The sequence below is a fragment of the Zhouia amylolytica genome (assembly GCF_900116365.1).
Taxonomy (GTDB): Bacteria; Bacteroidota; Bacteroidia; order Flavobacteriales; family Flavobacteriaceae; genus Zhouia; species Zhouia amylolytica.
On record NZ_FPAG01000002.1, the window covers coordinates 521,093 to 539,084 of the forward strand.

The following is a 17,992-nucleotide window of genomic DNA, read 5'->3' on the forward strand; positions in this document are numbered from 1 at the left end:
AAAGTCTTTTTAATAGATGTCTCTTATGAATCGCCTTAAAAGCATATAGCTACAGGTAAGGATAGGCTTTAATCTAATAATAAATGTTAAATAGCAATATTTTTAAGTAAATAATTTTGAGTGTAACTTTGCATTTCTAATAATTGTGAACCCCGTGAAAGATACTCATAAGCATAAAGGTATGCGCAACAAACTAACTGAAGTAGTTGCGGCAAAAGGTATTAAAGATTCAAAGGTATTGGCTGCCATAAAAAAAATTCCCAGACATTTATTTATGGATAGCAGTTTTGAAGATCATGCCTATCAGGATAAAGCTTTTCCTATTGCTGCCGATCAAACAATTTCACAGCCTTACACAGTTGCGTTTCAAACAGAATTGTTAGATGTATCTCCGGGGGATAAGATATTAGAGATAGGAACAGGAAGTGGTTATCAAACGGCCGTGCTTTTAGAAATGGGGGCAGCGGTATATTCTATAGAAAGACAAAAGGAACTTTTTAAAAAAACGAATATTTTTCTTCCTAAACTGGGGTACAGGCCTAAAAGGCTCATTTTTGGTGACGGATATAAGGGGCTGCCTAATGAAGCACCTTTTGATGGTATTATTGTTACTGCTGGCGCTCCTTTTGTGCCTAAACCTCTTTTGGCTCAGTTAAAGGTAGGGGGGAAATTAGTGATTCCTGTTGGACAAAATGAGCAAGTGATGACATTGTTTACCAGAACTTCTGAAAAGGAATTTGAGAAAAAGGAGTTAGGTCAGTTCAGATTTGTTCCATTATTAGGAGACAAGAATTAATTAGATCTTTTAAAAAGCATTTTCTTTTTTGTAAATTGAAGCATAATTAAGAATTATGTTTATAAATGCTTACATATCGATTTTATCAATTTTGCATCAGGCGCCACAAGAAATCCCAAAAGAATCTGATAGTGAACCAGTGGATTTCACTGATTTTGATAATATATTGATTTATATTATCATACCAATTTTGATTTTCATTCTGTATTTTGCCTGGAGACAAATGAAAAAACGAGAAAGAGATAGGAGGAATAGGCATTAAACTTATCGATATGCCTTTTTGATTCTGTCTAAGTTTCGCTTATTATCTCTGTCTTTAATGGTTTCACGTTTATCGTGAAGTTTTTTACCCTTGGCGAGAGCTATTTGCATTTTAGCTAAACCACGGTCGTTAAGAAATAGCTTTAGAGGAACGATGGTTAGGCCAACATTTTTAACTTCTTTGTGAAGTTTTCGTAACTCCCTTTTATTTAATAGTAGTTTTCGCTCACTTCTCGGTTTGTGGTTATAGTGGGTGCCATGCACATACTCCTCAATATACATATTAATTACAAAAAGCTCTCCGCGTTCATTAAACTCACAGAAACTTTCCGCTATCGACGCTTTTCCCATACGGATTGACTTTATTTCCGTTCCGGTAAGAACAATACCAGCAACATATTTGTCCAGGATTTCGTATTCAAAACGTGCTTTTTTATTTTGTATGTTGATCTTATTTTGCATAGGAGAGCAAAAGTAATAACAATTATGGAATATCCCATCTCATTTATTAAGATGAGTGTTATTAAATACAATCAAGAGCTATTTCCACCATGTCATGTAATGATGTCTCCCTGTCTTCAGTGGATGAACTCTCATGAGTTACCAAGCTGTCAGAGATTGTTAAAATTGATAATGCCTGAACATTGTATTTAGCAGCAATGGTATATAAGGCTGCGGTTTCCATTTCAACGCATAAGACACCATATTTTGCCCATTTCTTATAATAATTAGAATTGTCCTGATAAAAAACATCACTTGTGAGAACATTCCCTGCTTTTACGTTAATGCTTTTGTTTTTAGCAACAGTATAAGCATTCAGTAAAAGATCAAAGTTTGCAGTAGGAGCATAGTCTTCAGCATTAAAAGTAAATCGGTTGATACTACTATTGGTAGAAGCAGACATTGCTAAAACTACATCTCGGATTTTTATATGAGACTGATAGGAGCCTGCAGTGCCTACTCTAATAAGTTTTTTGGCTCCATATTCATTAATGAGTTCATTTACGTAAATACCTATAGAGGGGATGCCCATTCCAGTACCTTGTACAGAAACACGTTTTCCTTTGTATACACCCGTGTAGCCATACATACCACGTACTTCATTATAAAGTTTAGGGTTATCAAAAAAGGTTTCTGCAATCCATTTTGCCCTCAGCGGATCACCGGGTAAAAGTATATTTTCAGCAATATCTCCATTAGTTGCACCAATATGAACACTCATCAGTATTAGGTTTATAAATTAATTTTCTTTACTATCCGGATACCATTTGAAGTACCTATTCTATCTACTCCAAGATCGATATATTCTTTTGCCGTATTGTAATCTTTGATTCCTCCCGAAGCTTTTAATTTTGCTTTACCATTTATTGCTTTTTTCATAAGCTTTATATCGGAATAGGTAGCACCTCCTGTTCCAAATCCTGTTGATGTTTTTATAAAATCAGCTCCGGCATCGACAGCAATTTTACAGGCGGTGGTCTTTTCTAAATCCGTAAGGTAACAAGTTTCTATAATAACTTTAAGCGTATGTCTTTTTAATACATTCCTAATGAATGATATTTCTTGAAGAACTTCAGAATGCTTACCGCTTTTAAGGCCTCCTATATTTATGACCATATCAATTTCATCTGCACCATCTTCAATAGATTGTTCTGCCTCGTAGACTTTGCTTTTGCCACTCATGGCTCCTAATGGAAAGCCAACAACTCCACAAATTGCAACCTCTGAATCCCTCAGAAGTTCTTTAGCTAAATGAATGTATGCTCCATTAACACATACTGAAAAGAACTTATAAATATCTGCCTCATGACATAACTTTTCGATATCATCGAATGTTGCGGTTGGTTTAAGAAGCGTATGATCGATGTATTTGTTTAATTCCATATAGTAAATATAAGGAATAGATAGTCGTTGAAATAAAAAAAGCAGCGTTTTACGCTGCTTTTTTTAGTATTAATTCTCCACCAAATCGGATTGATTTCTGAAGACAAGTTGATCGTCAAATTCATCCAGTAAAATAATACTTTCTGTGTGAATTTTACCACTGAGAATTTCTTTTGATAATTCGTTCAGGACATCCTTCTGTATGACTCTTTTAACAGGTCGGGCGCCAAATTGAGGGTCGTATCCCTTTTTAGCTAAATATTCAATAGCTTCTTCTGTAGCGTCTAACGTAATGTTTTGTTTGGCTACCATTTTGAAAACATTTTTTAATTGCAATCTTACTATATCCTTAATATTAGCCTCAGATAGTGGAGTGAACATAATGATGTCATCAATTCTATTTAAAAATTCAGGTCGGACCGATTGTTTAAGCAAACCAAGAACTTCTATTTTAGCAGATTCTGTTGCCGATTCAATATCTTTTACTGCATCGAACTTTTCTTGAATTATGTGGCTACCTAGATTACTCGTCATAATGATTATAGTATTTCTAAAATCAGCAAGGCGTCCTTTGTTATCCGTTAGTCTTCCTTCATCTAGTACCTGTAACAAAATATTAAATACATCGGGATGTGCTTTTTCAATTTCATCTAATAAAACTACGGAATATGGCTTGCGTCGTACTGCTTCGGTTAATTGTCCACCTTCGTCATATCCAATATATCCTGGAGGGGCCCCAACCAATCTACTTACAGAGTGACGTTCCTGATATTCGCTCATATCAATTCTAGTCATGGCAGACTCGTCATCAAAAAGGTACTCTGCTAATGCCTTCGCCAGTTCCGTTTTACCGACACCGGTTGTACCTAAAAACAGGAATGAGCCAATAGGTTTTTTAACATCTTGTAGTCCAGCACGACTTCTTCTGATCGAATCAGAAACTGCTTGTATGGCTTCATCTTGGCCAACAACTCTTAGGTGAAGTTCATCCTCAAGTTTGAGTAATTTTTCGCGTTCACTTTGAAGCATTTTTGAAACAGGGATCCCCGTCCATTTAGCAACAACTTCTGCAATATCCTCACTGGTGACTTCTTCTTTGATAAGGGCACTTCCATCGCCTTGTGTTTCATCTAATTGTTTTTGGAGTTGTTCTAGTTTTTCAGTGGCCTCTTTGATTTTCCCGTATCGTATTTCAGCGACCTTACCATAATCACCGTCACGCTCAGCTTTTTCAGCCTCTAATTTGAAACTTTCGATTGCTTCTTTGGCATTTTGAACCTCGTCAACAACATCTTTTTCAGCTTGCCATTTTGCAAAAATCTCATTCCGTTCTTCTTTTAGGTTTGCTAAATCAGCATTTAAGCTTTTGAGTTTAGCCTCATCTTTTTCCCGTTTAATAGCTTCTATTTCGATTTCAAGCTGCATGATTTTTCGGTCTAGAACATCAAGTTCTTCAGGTTTAGAATTAATTTCCATTCTAAGTTTAGAAGCAGCTTCATCCATCAGATCAATAGCCTTGTCTGGTAAAAACCTGTTGGTAATATATCGTTGTGATAATTCAACAGCAGATATTATGGCATCATCTTTTATTCGAACTTTATGATGGGTTTCGTACTTTTCTTTAATACCTCTCAAAATAGAAATGGCACTTTCTGTATCAGGCTCATCAACCATTACCTTTTGAAAACGACGCTCAAGTGCTTTGTCTTTTTCGAAGTACTTTTGATACTCATCCAATGTAGTAGCACCAATAGCTCTTAATTCGCCACGAGCTAATGCAGGTTTTAGTATATTAGCTGCATCCATTGCTCCTTCGCCACCACCTGCGCCAACAAGGGTGTGAATTTCATCGATAAACATTACTATATCTCCTTCAGCTGAAGTAACCTCTTTAACAACTGATTTTAAACGTTCTTCAAATTCCCCCTTGTATTTTGCCCCTGCAATTAAGGCTCCCATGTCTAGTGAGAAAATTTGCTTATCCTTTAAGTTTTCAGGAATATCCCCTTGTACAATTCTGTGGGCCAAGCCTTCAGCGATAGCAGTTTTACCTACTCCAGGTTCACCAACTAACATTGGGTTATTTTTTGTGCGTCTGGATAGAATCTGTAATACACGACGGATTTCTTCATCACGACCAATTACTGGATCTAGTTTACCATCGTTGGCTAACTGATTCAGGTTTTTAGCATATTTGTTGAGAGCATTATAAGTTTCTTCCGCACTTGCTGAGGTTACACGTTCACCTTTTCGAAGTTCTTCAATAGCACTTTTTAACCCTTTTTCGGTAACACCCTGATCTTTTAGAATCTGGGCAATTTTACTTTTCGATTTAAAAATTGCAATTATAAGGTGTTCAACGGATACAAATTCATCGTTCATTTTCTTGGCAATAATGCTGGCTTCATTTAATGTAGCCCCAGCATCTCGCGATAACATCATGTCTTGGCCACTTACCTTGGGAAAACTATTTAAGGTGCTATCTAATATTTGATTAAGAAGTACGACATTGACATTCAATTTCTTTAATAGAAAAGGGAGCACATTTTCATCAACTTCTGAAAGTCCCTTGAAAATGTGTTCATTTTCTATTTGTTGATGGCCATAACCTTGAGCAATTTGCTGCGCACGTTGTATGGCTTCCTGCGATTTTATTGTATAATTGTTAAAGTTCATTTTATATTGTTTTTGTTGCGTTTAAATCTTTTGATTTGTAGTTGTCAATTCTTGTTCCGTATTATATATCGAGACAAAATGACTTGATTATATAAGATTTAACGGACAAAATGACATTAATAATGCTTTTAATTTAGATCAGAAATGAACCTTTTCGATAAAATATTTGGGAGTACTAACAAAGATAGTGAGAATTCTGATGTGCCCTGGAATAGTTTAGTGCATATTAATGAGATAGAGAATCTGGTGGAAGAATCATACAAAATGCCTATAGCGGTATTTAAACATAGCACTCGTTGTGGTATTAGCAGGATGGTTTTAAACAGCTTTGAAAAGCAATATGGATTAAAAAAGGAAGATGCTCAATTATATTTTTTAGACTTGTTGCGATTTAGAGATATTTCTGATGCTCTGGCAAATCGTTTTCATATAAGGCATGAAAGTCCACAATTGTTGGTGATTAAAGAAGGTCAAATAGTACATCATGCCTCGCATGGAAGCATTAACGCTTCAGCAATTGAGGCATTCATTTAGTATATTTTTAAGCTTTAAAACAGCTCTTCATTGTTAATTTACTTTCTGAAGTCTAAAATTCAAATGTCTTTCTTCAAAAGTATTTTCCTTTATAGGACTGACAACCTCTTTAAAAAGCTTCATAAAGGTTTCAGAGTGTACATTTACTTGATTTGATGTTAGGTTAAAATGCACAAAGTTCATCCATGCCAAAGATTTTAAAATGGTTTTGTCTTTGTTCCACATTTTTGCCTCAACAGTTAGGTCTTTATTAGAATACCTTATTAGTTCGGTGGTAATAATGATATCTTCCATCGTAAATACAGGTTTTAAATAAGCCAATTGACTGCTACTAACAACCCATCCAAGTTTGTCTTCTCGTATGATCTTAAAGATATCTATATTATAATATTTTAATAATTGATCTTCCCGGGCATTAAGAAAGTAGTCAATGTATCTGCCATTATTCAAATGATTAAATGGATCGCAATCTTGAAATCGTATTTTCGTTTGACTTTCTAAAGTAACTGGTAGTTTGTTCATAATATTGATTTTATACCAAATGGTATATTTTTATGTAAAAAAAATCATTTTTTCCAATGAGTTAATATCGTTTCCCTTAAAGAATTCGTAGCTACATCCAGGTATTTAGGATCATTCATGGTTGAGGTCATGAAAATAGCTCCTTCAATTGTGCTGAATATTTGTTTAGCACAGTTTCCTGGGTTAAGATCAGGTTTAAGTTCTCCTTTTTCCATACCTTCTGCTACCATTTCCATAATACTGAATTCCATTTTTGAAATTGTATCTTTTACTTTTTTTAATAATCTTTCATTTTGATTATTTGCATCGACACCTATGTTGAGAATAGGGCAACCTCCAAGGTTTTTTGACAATTCATAATATTTTTTATAAAACTCAATTAATAAGAGCAATTTTTTAATTGGTGAGTTTGTTACATTAATATGCTCACTGATTAGTCCAAGTACTTTTTTTATATTATATCTGAAAGCTTCGTAGGCTAATTCTTCTTTATCAGAAAAATTGCCATAAATAGCTCCCTTTGTTAAACCGGTAGCTGATGTAATTTTGTGCATACTTGTAGCAGCGTAGCCATGTTTATTAAAAATAGGGGCTACGGTTTCAATTATAAAAGCAGTTGTTTTTCCCGATTTTGTATAGGTCATTAGGTAAAGTTTATTTTTCAAAGTTACAAAAATATACCAAATGGTATATTATTAAATAAATAAAAGGCATTCAACTGATGAACGCCTTTTATTTATTAGTTAAATTTTTGTTTTGAAACTATAGATTTTAATGTTGCTTTTAAATCTTCACCGGCATTATAAACCATCTCTTCATTACTAGGGAAACCAATCCTACGTAATTCAAGTAATGGTAATAATGAGTTGTCGAGAGCTCTTCTATCTCCCTTGTATGTTGCGAAGCGGTGTTCAAACTTATAACCGCTTGCTAAAGGATAAGAATTTAAAGTTTGTTTTGTTTGGGATTCTTTAAAATCAACATCTCCTATAACCTCCACAAATTTTGATTGTGTGAATTCATAAAAAACGCATCGAACTGTTTTGAAATTGTCTATTTTTATGAAGTTACCCAAGCTGTCTTTTAATTTATTACCATTGTTATCGGTAGCATATTTCCATCCGTCTTTGATTTGCTTTTCTTTTATGATCTCTCGTTCCTTAATTTGTTCAGGAGAGATATTGATTTGTTTAAAAGCAAGGTCCATGGTATAGTCATAACTTAGCTCTGGTTGTGGATTGCTATGATAAATTGTCCAAAAATCATTAATTCCATATGAGTTAAAGCTTAGTAGGTCTTCTTCCAGTTTTTTTGGAATCACCATGTCAGTATCATTGTATAATGCAACTTCTACAAAATCTGTTCCCTTGTTATGCGCTTCCTCCATTTTGTTCAGAACGTCTTTATAATTTGGATTGATACGGTTCAGGTATTCAAAATCTTCGTAGGCAACGCGGAAATCCTGTTTGTTTTTTCCTGTCTTAAGTAGTTTACTAGCTTTACTGTATAGGTAATTTGCTGTTCTATTTTTAAAACCAATAATTTCATCCGAGTAATCATTAAACTTAAACTTGGCATCTCTGCCTTCTTCAGTAATATATAGCGGAAGAAGTGGTTTTATGCGTTGTTGCCTTTGTTTTAGTTTTTCATAAGCCTCATAAATAACCTCGAAATTTTCAGGATTATTTTCTTTAATAAGAAATTTGATATGGTCTAAATCTCTTACCGTAGCCTTTGCATATGCATCTTCAAGCATTATGATATATGGCTGATTTGATTTTTTGGATTTATTGTCCCTTAATTCGGTGAGAGCCAGGTTTATTGCGCTATCGTAATTACCGGTATTAATTGCTTCTTGCGTTTTCTTTACGCCACTACAAGCGATTGTAAAAATGACAATCAGTAAGAGTAATAGTTTCTTCATAAGTTAAGTTTTTGCGGTTTATGATCACTAAATCAATCATAATGCCAAAAATATAAAAAGCCTATGATTTATGTTGAAGGTTAGTGGTCAATTTGTTTGGAAAAAAACACATTTTTATTTTTAAGAGATGATCTAAATTACTTCACTATGGCGGATTTTCCATAATTCCTTATGCGTAAATGATACGTTTTCAAATGTTTATAATTACAGATGTCAACTTCCACTTAAAGATATATTTGTTTTATATTCATAGTGGTTATTTAATCACTAAAATTATCATACATGAAATCGAGTTTTCTAGTTTGCATAGCATCAATTCTTTTTTTATTTCCGTGCTGTAATGTAAACAACAATAACAGAGCCTGGATAAGAATTAACAACTTGGGTTATCAACCAGACGCTATAAAAATTGCTGTTTTAGGTTCTGAGGGAATTGAACCTGTAACAAAATTTTCTTTAGTTAATGCGTATACAGATTCGGTGGTTTATACGTCTAATGAGATAAAAGAAAAGGGGATGTTTGGACCTTTTAAATCTTCTTTTAGGCTTGATTTTTCTAAATTTAAAACGTCAGGAATGTATTATTTAAAAGTAGGGTCTACAAAATCACCTGTTTTTAAAATTGACGATAATGTATATGAAGGAACAGCTGACTTTCTTCTAAAATATATGCGTCAGCAGCGTTGTGGGTATAATCCATTTTTAACAGATTCTTGTCATTTAGACGATGGTTTTATTGTTTATCACCCGACAAAATCGGGTGAGCGAATAGATGTGACGGGAGGTTGGCATGATGCTTCGGATTATTTGCAATATACTACTACTTCAGCAAATGCAATTTATCAGCTACTTTTTGCTTATCGTGAAAATTCAATGGTTTTCGGAGATGAGTTTCAAGAGAATGGTTTACCGGGATCAAATGGGGTTCCAGATGTTATTGATGAGGCGAAGCATGGAATGGATTGGCTTCAAAAAATGAATCCTTCACCGGATGAGTATTATAATCAAATAGCTGATGATCGAGATCATGCAGGGTATCGTTTACCAAATGAAGATACGGTTGTTTACAGCGAAAAATATAAAGGTCGACCCTTATATCTTGCTTCTTCGAAGCCACAAGGGTTAGGAGTGTTTAAAAACCGATCTACCGGCGTTGCCTCTACAGCAGGAAAGTTTGCATCTTCTTTTGCTTTAGGAGCAGACGTTTTATCAGTGTTTTATCCAAAGTATGCTAAAGATTTAAAAGAAAGATCCATACGGGCATATACCTATGGTAAAACTCATCCTGGGGTAAGTCAAACTGCTCCATGTAAGGCTCCATATTTTTATGAAGAAGAGAACTGGAAAGATGATATGGAATTAGCGGCAGCAAGTTTATTTAAGTTTACAAAAAAGCTTGATTACAAAATCGACGGATTAAATTATGCTATCAGTGAGCCCGTTTCTCCGTGGATTGGACGAGATAGCATAAGACATTATCAGTATTATCCATTTTTAAATGTAGGACATTATGAGATGGCATCGATCTCAAGTAAGGATAATAAAGAGTTGTTGAGTGACTTTTACCGGAAAGGTCTTGAAATGATTTATGAACGTGCTAAGGATAGTCCGTTTTTAGTAGGTACACCTTTTGTTTGGTGTTCCAACAATTATGTTACCGCAGCGGTAACCCAATGTCTCTTATATAAAAAGCTTACCGGAGACGAATCATTCGATGAGATGGAGGCAAGCTTAAGAGATTGGCTTTTTGGGTGTAATCCATGGGGAACTACCATGATCGTTGGATTGCCTAATACGGTTGACTCACCAGAAGATCCCCATTCATCCTTTAAAGTTTTAAAAAATTATCAAACCTATGGAGGGTTAGTTGATGGACCGGTGTATGGCTCAATATATAATAGCCTCATTGGTCTTGAATTATACAATAAAGATGAATATGCCGATTTCCAATCGGAGATGATGGTGTACCATGATGATGCAGGAGATTATTCTACTAATGAACCAACAATGGATGGGACCGCTAGTCTGGTGTATTACTTATCTTCTCTTGAAAAACATGGAATGAAAGGAAGAAAACGTAGCCGTAATGTGTTAGATAATTCCGGAGCTATTGTACGGGGTAGAACATCTCGTAAAAAACTGACATTAATTTTTAGCGGACATGAATATTCTGACGGAGTTGAAACTATACTCAAAACATTAAAAAAACATCGTATAAAAGCTTCTTTTTTTTTAACCGGTGAGTTCTATAAAAACAAAGCTAATAAAGATTTCATTGAAAAGGCAATGGCGGAGGGACATTATATGGGAGCACATTCAGATAAACATTTGCTATACAATGATTGGTCTGATGAAAAAAAAATATTAGTAAAACATGACCAATTTACGGTTGATCTGATCAATAATTATATCGCAATGGAAAAGTTTGGGATTTTGAAAAAAGATGCGACTTACTTTTTACCTCCCTATGAATGGAATAACAATATTATTACCCAGTGGGCACTTCAGCAGGATATACAAATTATTAATTATACAAGGGGAACTTTGATGCATGCTGATTATACCATTCCAAATACGAAACAATATCGATCTAGTGAAGAAATTTTCAATTCCGTTAAAGATTTTGAAAAAAGGGAGGGACTTAATGGGGCTATTTTGTTAAGTCATTTGGGGAGCCATCCAGCTCGAACAGATAAGTTTTATAACTCTTTAGATAACTTAATTGTATTGTTGAAAGACCGTGGATATGTTTTTGAGTCACTTTCTAGTCTGCTGGGTTCAAAATAAAAAAAGAGGTCGAAAGACCTCTTTATGTTTAATTAAGATTTTTTTCCTTTTTTAGGGTCAAATGGGGGTAAAAGTTTAGAACTTACTTCACCGAATCCAATTCTGTAATCTTTATTTTTGCAATAACCTCGCATGGTTATGGTATCACCATCTTCTATAAATTTACGTTCACTACCATCCTTGAGTTTGATGGGGTTCTTACCGGCCCAGGTAAGCTCCAGCATGGAACCATATGAATCTGGGGTAGGTCCGGAAATGGTGCCACTGGCCATCATATCACCGCTGTTTACTTTACATCCATTTACGGTGTGGTGAGCAAGTTGTTGTGCCATGTTCCAGTACATGTACTTAAAATTACTTTTAGTGATCGTTAGTGCCTCTCCATTTTCAGGAATTAAATCTACCTCAAGGTTAATGTCAAAGCTTTTTTTACCGCTTGACTTTAGATATGCTAAAGGTTCAGGGTTTTGTTCTGGTCCTTTAACTCTGAACGGCTCCAAGGCATCAATCGTTACTATCCAGGGAGACATAGAAGAGGCAAAATTTTTAGCAAGAAATGGTCCTAACGGAACGTATTCCCATTTTTGAATATCCCTGGCGCTCCAGTCATTGAAAAGCACCATTCCAAAAATATAGTCCTCAGCTTCGTCAACCGGAATAGGCTCGCCTAAAAGGTTTGCATCTGTTGTAATAAATGCCATTTCTAATTCAAAATCTACCCTTTGAGATGGACCATAAACAGGCTCACTACTACCCAACGGCAAAGTTTGTCCCATAGGTCTGTGTACCGGAATCCCTGAAGGTATTATAGAAGAACTTCTTCCGTGATAACCTACAGGAATATGAAGCCAATTGGGTAATAAAGCATTATTAGGGTCTCTAAACATAGTACCCACATTGGTGGCATGTTCTTTACTGCTGTAGAAATCAGTATAATCACCAATTTGTACAGGTAATTGCATTTCTATTTCATCGAGATCGAATAGTACGATTTTACAATGTTCCTTGTTATTTTGTAGTTCTTGGTTGTTTTTTTCGAATAACTCAGAGATTCTATTTCTAACCAATCTCCATGTTTTTTTTCCATCAGATATAAAATCATTTAATGAATCTTGTAGAAATATATCGTCAGTTAATGGGATGTTTTCAAAATACCCTAACTGGTGTAAGGCACCAAGGTCAATAGCTTTATCACCAATACGTGTACCGATAGTGATAACATCGTCACGGGTTAGGAAAACACCAAATGGAATATTTTGTATAGGAAAGTCGGAGTCTTGTTTTACAGAGATCCAAGATTGTTTTTTTGGGTCGTTTGCAGTGTGTGGCATGACAAATTTGTTTATTATTGTTTAATAAATAATGATTCAAAGGTATTATTTTCAACTAATTTACCAATCTATTTTTTATTTTTGGGCTTTATTTAACGAAAGACTATTATAATGCAACGCGACGAACAAATTTTTGATTTAATTCAAGCTGAAAAAGAGCGACAAATACATGGTTTAGAACTTATAGCATCTGAGAACTTTGTAAGTGAGCAAGTTATGGAGGCTGCAGGTTCTGTACTGACTAATAAATACGCCGAAGGATATCCTGGCAAGCGTTATTACGGAGGGTGTGAAGTTGTTGATGAAGTAGAGACTATAGCTATTGAAAGGGCAAAGGAATTATTTGGTGCTGAGTGGGTAAATGTTCAGCCACATAGTGGTTCTCAAGCTAACACCGCTGTATATGCTGCTTGTTTGAAACCGGGGGATAAAATTCTGGGATTTGATCTTTCCCATGGTGGTCACCTTACGCATGGATCACCTGTAAATTTCTCAGGTAAATTATATCAACCTGTTTTTTATGGAGTAGAGAAGGAAACAGGAATTTTGAATTATGATAAAATTGAGGAAATAGCAGAGAAAGAGCAGCCTAAAATGATTATTGCAGGTGCTTCTGCTTATTCTCGCGATATAAATTTTAAAAGGTTCAGAGCCATAGCAGATAAGGTAGGAGCTTTATTAATGGCAGATATTTCGCATCCGGCAGGACTTATTGCTAAAGGAGTATTAAGCGATCCTATTCCTCATTGTCATATTGTAACAACTACTACACATAAAACGTTGCGCGGACCGCGAGGTGGATTGATTATGATGGGTAAAGATTTTGAGAATCCATTCGGTATTACCTTGAAAAATGGCAAACCAAGAATGATGTCTTCGTTATTGGATAGTGCCGTGTTTCCTGGTAACCAAGGAGGTCCTTTAGAGCACATAATTGCAGCTAAAGCAATTGCGTTTGGAGAGGCATTAACAGATGAATTTTTGCATTATATCATTCAGGTGAGAAAAAATGCTCAGGCAATGGCTAAATCTTTTGTAGAAAAAGGTTATGATCTTATTTCTGGAGGTACAGATAATCATTTAATGCTAATTGACCTTAGAAATAAGGATGTCACTGGAAAGCAAGCCGAAGAAGCGCTTGAAGAAGCTGGAATTACAGTGAATAAAAATATGGTTCCATTCGATGATAAAAGTCCTTTTGTAACTAGTGGAATAAGAATTGGAACTGCAGCAATCACCACCAGGGGATTGAAAGAAGAGGATATGGCAACAGTGGTTGGACTGATAGATGAAGTTGTTACGAATATTGATGATAACGAGGTTTTATCTTCAGTGAAAAACAAAGTAAATGAACTGATGAAAAACTATCCATTGTTTCAGGCATAAATAGTTTTTTAAATAATAGGAAAAAGCCTTAATCGTTGTGGTTAAGGCTTTTTTTATTAGATTTCAAATAAATTATAGCGCATGTCAACAATTTTGATAATAGGCTATGTTTGGCCGGAGCCTTCCTCTTCAGCTGCAGGTAGTAGAATGATGCAGCTTATACGTTTTTATCAGGCGCAAGGGATGCAGGTTGTTTTTTGTTCTCCTTCACAGAAAACCGGTAATGAGGTTGATCTAAGCCATCTGGGAGTCATGTCAGAAAAGATTGAACTTAATAATTCATCCTTTGATGACTACATTAAATCCGTAGATCCTGATATTGTTATGTTCGATAGATATATGATGGAAGAGCAATTTGGTTGGCGGGTTTCAGAAATTTGTCCTTCGGCATTACGAGTTCTTGATACAGAGGATTTGCATTTTTTGAGGAAAGCACGTCATCAAGCATTTAAAACAGGTGCTGAAGCGGACCTTTATGAAGGAGATTTGGTATTGCGAGAATTAGCGAGTATTTACAGATCAGATCTTACCCTGATTATATCAGAGATTGAGTTTCAATTGTTAAAGAATGTCTTTAATGTGCCGGAAGATTTGTTATTGTATATTCCATTTGTAGAGAAAAAATTAAATGAATTGAATACCGATTCATGGGTAGCGTATGAACAGCGAGAGCATTTTATGTTTATCGGTAATTTTTTACATGCACCCAATTGGGATGCTGTCCTCAATTTAAAGCAAAATATTTGGCCATCTATTAAAAAACAATTGCCTAAGGCTGAGCTGCATATTTATGGAGCCTATGCCTCACAAAAAGTGTATGACCTGAACAATAAGAATGAAGGCTTTTTAATTAAGGGGAGAGCGAAGAATGTTCAGGAAGTAATGCAACAAGCCAGGGTATGTCTTGCGCCCTTACGCTTTGGGGCCGGATTAAAAGGGAAGCTGATAGATGCAATGCGGTATGGTACACCAAGTGTGACCACAAGTATAGGGGCAGAGGGCATAAATGAAGACATCGAATGGAGTGGGTTTGTTGAAGATGAATCTAAATTTTTTGTTGAGAAAAGTATTGAATTGTATCTTAATAAAGAGCAGTGGATACGCTCCCAGCAAAAGGGGATGGAAATAATAAACAGCAGGTTTGAATTTGATCTTCATTTTAAAAACTTCGACCTTAAAATTCAAGAAAAATGCATAAACCTGAGTAAAGATAGAAAGAATAACATCATTGGACGGATGCTGAATCATCAAACAATGTTGTCGTATAAGTATATGGCCAAGTGGATTGAAGAAAAGAACAAAAACTAGTTTAAATTTTTATGATCTTACCTTTTTTATATAGCCAAAAGGCAACTAGCCAAATCATAAAGGTAAAAACAAGGGCGAAGGTAAAACTCGCAAAGTGATTATCAAATAAAGTTTGAAATATGTTCTTAAATGACCATCCATACAACGATGTGTTTCCTACTTTGAATACATAAATAAATAGCTTTACTACGATAATAGAAAGAATGTAACTGGCTAAAGGGTTTTGCCCGAACACCTTGAACGGAAGGGTCCACCTATCTTTTTTCCTGATATCGATAATCCAAATTAAAATACCCCAAACCCCTGTTATAATGCCTGTGGTATAAAGTGTATACGAACCTGTCCATAGCGGTTTATTAATGGGGTAAATGATATTCCATATCAAGCTGATAAATATTAACATTAGTGAAATTAACGCTAACCTATTCAGTTCATAAGCGGATGGGGTTCCTTTCTGTAAGATATTTTTCCCAATGATGTACCCAAGTAATACCTGAGCGGAACTTGATAAGGTACCCAGGAGTCCTTCCGGATCGAAGGGTATACCAAAACCATTATACATATGGTTTTCACCAATGACAAATAAATCGATGGATCTACCCAGGTTTGTTTCGAGTCCAAAAGGATTATCGCCTCCCAGAAAATATAAAAGAGCCCAATGGGTAATTAGAAGTGTAAAAGCGGTGATAATTAAAATAGATGTTTGGCGAATCAGGCTGATTAAAATACCCGCTAAAATAAAGGCCAGGGCTATACGCTGCAACACCCCAAAAACTCTTAAATCTGAAATGTGTGTTTGGTAAAATGGAAACCAGTTGAGAAGAAGTCCAATTATAAAAATAATGCCTCCTCTCTTAATCAGTTTTTTTAAAATAGGTATAGCGTTAGATGAATTTAATTTCTTTAATGAAATGGACATTGAAAGGCCAATCACGAACAAAAAGCTGGGGAATACTAAATCTGTTGGAGTACATCCATGCCATGATGCATGTTGAAGAGGAGGGTAAACATAGCTCCATGAACCTGGAGTATTCACTATAATCATAAGGCATATCGTTAGTCCTCTTAGTACATCAATAGAAAGAATTCGGTTTTTCATGCTTTTTTGAAATAAAGTTTATGAAATATAGGTAATAGTAATTAAACATAAAATTTTATTGCCCTACGACCGATTTTGAAGAATATACAGTTTAAAATTTACGATGAAGTTATTATAGAAGGAGTAGAATAATACCCATTTAGGGAGCTTAATTGCTAAGACCGGTCAACCAAAACAAATCTTAAAAAACCATTATGTATTTAACTCATAGATTATAAACACTGCTCCCTAAAGGTATTAATCATTTTAATTTAAATTTCTTGCTGTTCCAAAAATAGTGCGCAAGCCCTAATTATGCAAAATAATTTACATTTTTTTTATATTTTAGTTAAATATCAAGTTTAATTATTGAATATTACGTGTTTTATTGATGAAAATTAATTTTAATTTAGCTGTAGTGTTTTGTGAGAAAGCATTAGATGCAATGTGTAATTAACAGAGTAGTTTTTACATGAAATGGGTGTAAAAATTTAAGAAACTAAGTGTTAATTTTTTCGCATATTTGTAAATCTATTTTTTCTATAGAGTTTTAGGTTCAAACATTTTGATAAAAAAAGAATTCATGAAGACAAGTTCAGTGTCTAATAAAAAATCAGATAAAATAAGTACCAAACAACGCATAATTAATTATGCGATTGAAATGTTTAATACAAATGGAGTACAAAACGTTACTAGTCGTCATATAGCCGCAGAAATGGGAATCAGTCATGGTAATTTGGATTATCATTACAATACTAAAGAAGACCTTCTGTTAGCGATCTATAAGCAAATGAGAGAAGAAATGTCGGAATCTTATTTGATAAAAGAATCATATTCAAGTTCAATAGAACACCTACATAGGCTTTTAATACATTTGGCACACTTCCATTTAAAATATAAATTCTTTCATTTAGACCTTCTGGAAATCCATCGTTCTTATCCGAGAATAAATGAGATCTTACAAGAAAATTTAAGATTGAGAAGAGATCAAATGTTAGCTTTATTTGAAAAGTTTATTGATGAGAAGTATATCATAGGAGAATCTTCAGATGAATATATTCGTTTGAGACATACGATTCGGATTGTTATTACCTTTTGGTTGATACAGCAGGAGGTATTAACGAGTTTTAAATTTCAAAAAGAAGGAGAAATGGTTAAACATATATGGGAGTTACTGATGCCATATATGACAGATTTGGGTAAAGAAGAATTTGAACGAGTTACTCAAAGGTTTTCATTTTCCAGTTAAAATGCTTAAATTATAGAAGTTATTTAACGAGCTATCAAGTCATGACAGTCATGTCTTTGAACTGTCATAACTGCATTTTTATGTCTAAATGTCAGTCGGGCTAAAATTTTGTAAAAAATTATTTTGAGAATATTGAAATTATAGCTTTCTATTGTTGAGGATATACAAAAAATATTGTTTTATGATTGAGAAATATTGATTTCTCGGAAATTAAAAAAATAATTTGGCACCCTCGCATAGTCCTTGCGGCATGTTA

General features: G+C 34.6%; 15 protein-coding genes. 6 read left to right on the forward strand and 9 right to left on the reverse strand.

The features are described from left to right. The first annotated feature begins 154 nt into the window (after window positions 1-154). Window positions 155-796 carry a protein-L-isoaspartate(D-aspartate) O-methyltransferase gene (locus tag BM361_RS04855; protein WP_038264061.1) on the forward strand — a complete coding sequence of 214 codons (642 nt, stop codon included), beginning with the start codon at window positions 155-157 and terminating at the stop codon, window positions 794-796. Window positions 797-1,060: 264 nt separating this feature from the next. Here BM361_RS04855 and smpB read toward each other — a convergent pair whose 3' ends face one another. The 4 genes from smpB to clpB form a co-directional block, all read right to left on the reverse strand. Continuing rightward, the gene (gene smpB, locus BM361_RS04865) at window positions 1,061-1,519 is read right to left on the reverse strand and encodes an SsrA-binding protein SmpB (protein WP_038264055.1); all 459 of its coding nucleotides are present in this window, start codon (window positions 1,517-1,519) and stop codon (window positions 1,061-1,063) included. A gap of 61 nt (window positions 1,520-1,580) precedes the next feature. Next, window positions 1,581-2,279 carry a purine-nucleoside phosphorylase gene (gene deoD / locus BM361_RS04870; RefSeq protein WP_038264053.1) on the reverse strand — a complete coding sequence of 233 codons (699 nt, stop codon included), beginning with the start codon at window positions 2,277-2,279 and terminating at the stop codon, window positions 1,581-1,583. Window positions 2,280-2,290: 11 nt separating this feature from the next. Next, the gene (deoC, locus tag BM361_RS04875) at window positions 2,291-2,941 is read right to left on the reverse strand and encodes a deoxyribose-phosphate aldolase (RefSeq protein ID WP_074977320.1); all 651 of its coding nucleotides are present in this window, start codon (window positions 2,939-2,941) and stop codon (window positions 2,291-2,293) included. A gap of 69 nt (window positions 2,942-3,010) precedes the next feature. Next, complete coding sequence (gene clpB, locus BM361_RS04880) at window positions 3,011-5,617, reverse strand: ATP-dependent chaperone ClpB (RefSeq protein WP_074977322.1); 2,607 nt, start codon at window positions 5,615-5,617, stop codon at window positions 3,011-3,013. Window positions 5,618-5,761: 144 nt separating this feature from the next. On the opposite strand from clpB, the gene ytxJ reads away from it, so the two are divergent. Further along, on the forward strand, window positions 5,762-6,151 hold the full coding sequence (gene ytxJ, locus BM361_RS04885; RefSeq protein ID WP_074977324.1) for a bacillithiol system redox-active protein YtxJ: 390 nt from the start codon (window positions 5,762-5,764) through the stop codon (window positions 6,149-6,151). Between the two features lie 33 nt (window positions 6,152-6,184). Here ytxJ and BM361_RS04890 read toward each other — a convergent pair whose 3' ends face one another. From BM361_RS04890 to BM361_RS04900, 3 genes are all read right to left on the reverse strand, one after another. Beyond that, window positions 6,185-6,673, reverse strand: a complete 489-nt coding sequence (locus BM361_RS04890; RefSeq protein WP_074977325.1) for an acyl-CoA thioesterase — start codon at window positions 6,671-6,673, stop codon at window positions 6,185-6,187. 44 nt (window positions 6,674-6,717) lie between these two features. Continuing rightward, window positions 6,718-7,338, reverse strand: a complete 621-nt coding sequence (locus tag BM361_RS04895; RefSeq protein WP_254785732.1) for a TetR/AcrR family transcriptional regulator — start codon at window positions 7,336-7,338, stop codon at window positions 6,718-6,720. A gap of 74 nt (window positions 7,339-7,412) precedes the next feature. Beyond that, the gene (locus tag BM361_RS04900; RefSeq protein ID WP_074977328.1) at window positions 7,413-8,597 is read right to left on the reverse strand and encodes a hypothetical protein; all 1,185 of its coding nucleotides are present in this window, start codon (window positions 8,595-8,597) and stop codon (window positions 7,413-7,415) included. A gap of 282 nt (window positions 8,598-8,879) precedes the next feature. On the opposite strand from BM361_RS04900, the gene BM361_RS04905 reads away from it, so the two are divergent. Continuing rightward, a complete protein-coding gene (locus BM361_RS04905) occupies window positions 8,880-11,384 on the forward strand; it encodes a bifunctional glycoside hydrolase family 9 protein/polysaccharide deacetylase (RefSeq protein ID WP_074977330.1) in 2,505 nt (834 codons plus the stop codon). Between the two features lie 32 nt (window positions 11,385-11,416). Here the strand turns inward: BM361_RS04905 and fahA are convergent, their stop codons facing one another. Next, on the reverse strand, window positions 11,417-12,715 hold the full coding sequence (gene fahA, locus BM361_RS04910; protein WP_074977332.1) for a fumarylacetoacetase: 1,299 nt from the start codon (window positions 12,713-12,715) through the stop codon (window positions 11,417-11,419). Between the two features lie 111 nt (window positions 12,716-12,826). Between fahA and glyA the strand changes: the two genes are divergently transcribed. Both glyA and BM361_RS04920 read left to right on the forward strand, forming a co-directional pair. After that, window positions 12,827-14,101, forward strand: coding sequence for a serine hydroxymethyltransferase (gene glyA, locus BM361_RS04915; protein ID WP_038264029.1), 1,275 nt, complete (start codon window positions 12,827-12,829; stop codon window positions 14,099-14,101). An 81-nt stretch (window positions 14,102-14,182) separates the two neighbouring features. Next, complete coding sequence (locus BM361_RS04920) at window positions 14,183-15,409, forward strand: glycosyltransferase (protein WP_074977334.1); 1,227 nt, start codon at window positions 14,183-14,185, stop codon at window positions 15,407-15,409. A 1-nt stretch (window position 15,410) separates the two neighbouring features. Here the strand turns inward: BM361_RS04920 and BM361_RS04925 are convergent, their stop codons facing one another. After that, window positions 15,411-16,508, reverse strand: a complete 1,098-nt coding sequence (locus BM361_RS04925) for an acyltransferase family protein (RefSeq protein WP_074977335.1) — start codon at window positions 16,506-16,508, stop codon at window positions 15,411-15,413. Between the two features lie 562 nt (window positions 16,509-17,070). Here BM361_RS04925 and BM361_RS04930 point away from each other — a divergent pair. Then, the gene (locus tag BM361_RS04930; RefSeq protein WP_074977337.1) at window positions 17,071-17,736 is read left to right on the forward strand and encodes a TetR/AcrR family transcriptional regulator; all 666 of its coding nucleotides are present in this window, start codon (window positions 17,071-17,073) and stop codon (window positions 17,734-17,736) included. The last annotated feature ends 256 nt before the right edge of the window (window positions 17,737-17,992 follow it).

Coding starts and splice junctions, on each gene's coding strand:
- smpB (WP_038264055.1), bottom strand. CDS start 1,519: ATGCAAAATAAGATCAACATACAAAATAAAAAAGCACGTTTTGAATAC.
- deoD (WP_038264053.1), bottom strand. CDS start 2,279: ATGAGTGTTCATATTGGTGCAACTAATGGAGATATTGCTGAAAATATA.
- deoC (WP_074977320.1), bottom strand. CDS start 2,941: ATGGAATTAAACAAATACATCGATCATACGCTTCTTAAACCAACCGCA.
- clpB (WP_074977322.1), bottom strand. CDS start 5,617: ATGAACTTTAACAATTATACAATAAAATCGCAGGAAGCCATACAACGT.
- ytxJ (WP_074977324.1), top strand. CDS start 5,762: ATGAACCTTTTCGATAAAATATTTGGGAGTACTAACAAAGATAGTGAG.
- BM361_RS04890 (WP_074977325.1), bottom strand. CDS start 6,673: ATGAACAAACTACCAGTTACTTTAGAAAGTCAAACGAAAATACGATTT.
- BM361_RS04900 (WP_074977328.1), bottom strand. CDS start 8,597: ATGAAGAAACTATTACTCTTACTGATTGTCATTTTTACAATCGCTTGT.
- BM361_RS04905 (WP_074977330.1), top strand. CDS start 8,880: ATGAAATCGAGTTTTCTAGTTTGCATAGCATCAATTCTTTTTTTATTT.
- fahA (WP_074977332.1), bottom strand. CDS start 12,715: ATGCCACACACTGCAAACGACCCAAAAAAACAATCTTGGATCTCTGTA.
- glyA (WP_038264029.1), top strand. CDS start 12,827: ATGCAACGCGACGAACAAATTTTTGATTTAATTCAAGCTGAAAAAGAG.
- BM361_RS04920 (WP_074977334.1), top strand. CDS start 14,183: ATGTCAACAATTTTGATAATAGGCTATGTTTGGCCGGAGCCTTCCTCT.
- BM361_RS04925 (WP_074977335.1), bottom strand. CDS start 16,508: ATGAAAAACCGAATTCTTTCTATTGATGTACTAAGAGGACTAACGATA.
- BM361_RS04930 (WP_074977337.1), top strand. CDS start 17,071: ATGAAGACAAGTTCAGTGTCTAATAAAAAATCAGATAAAATAAGTACC.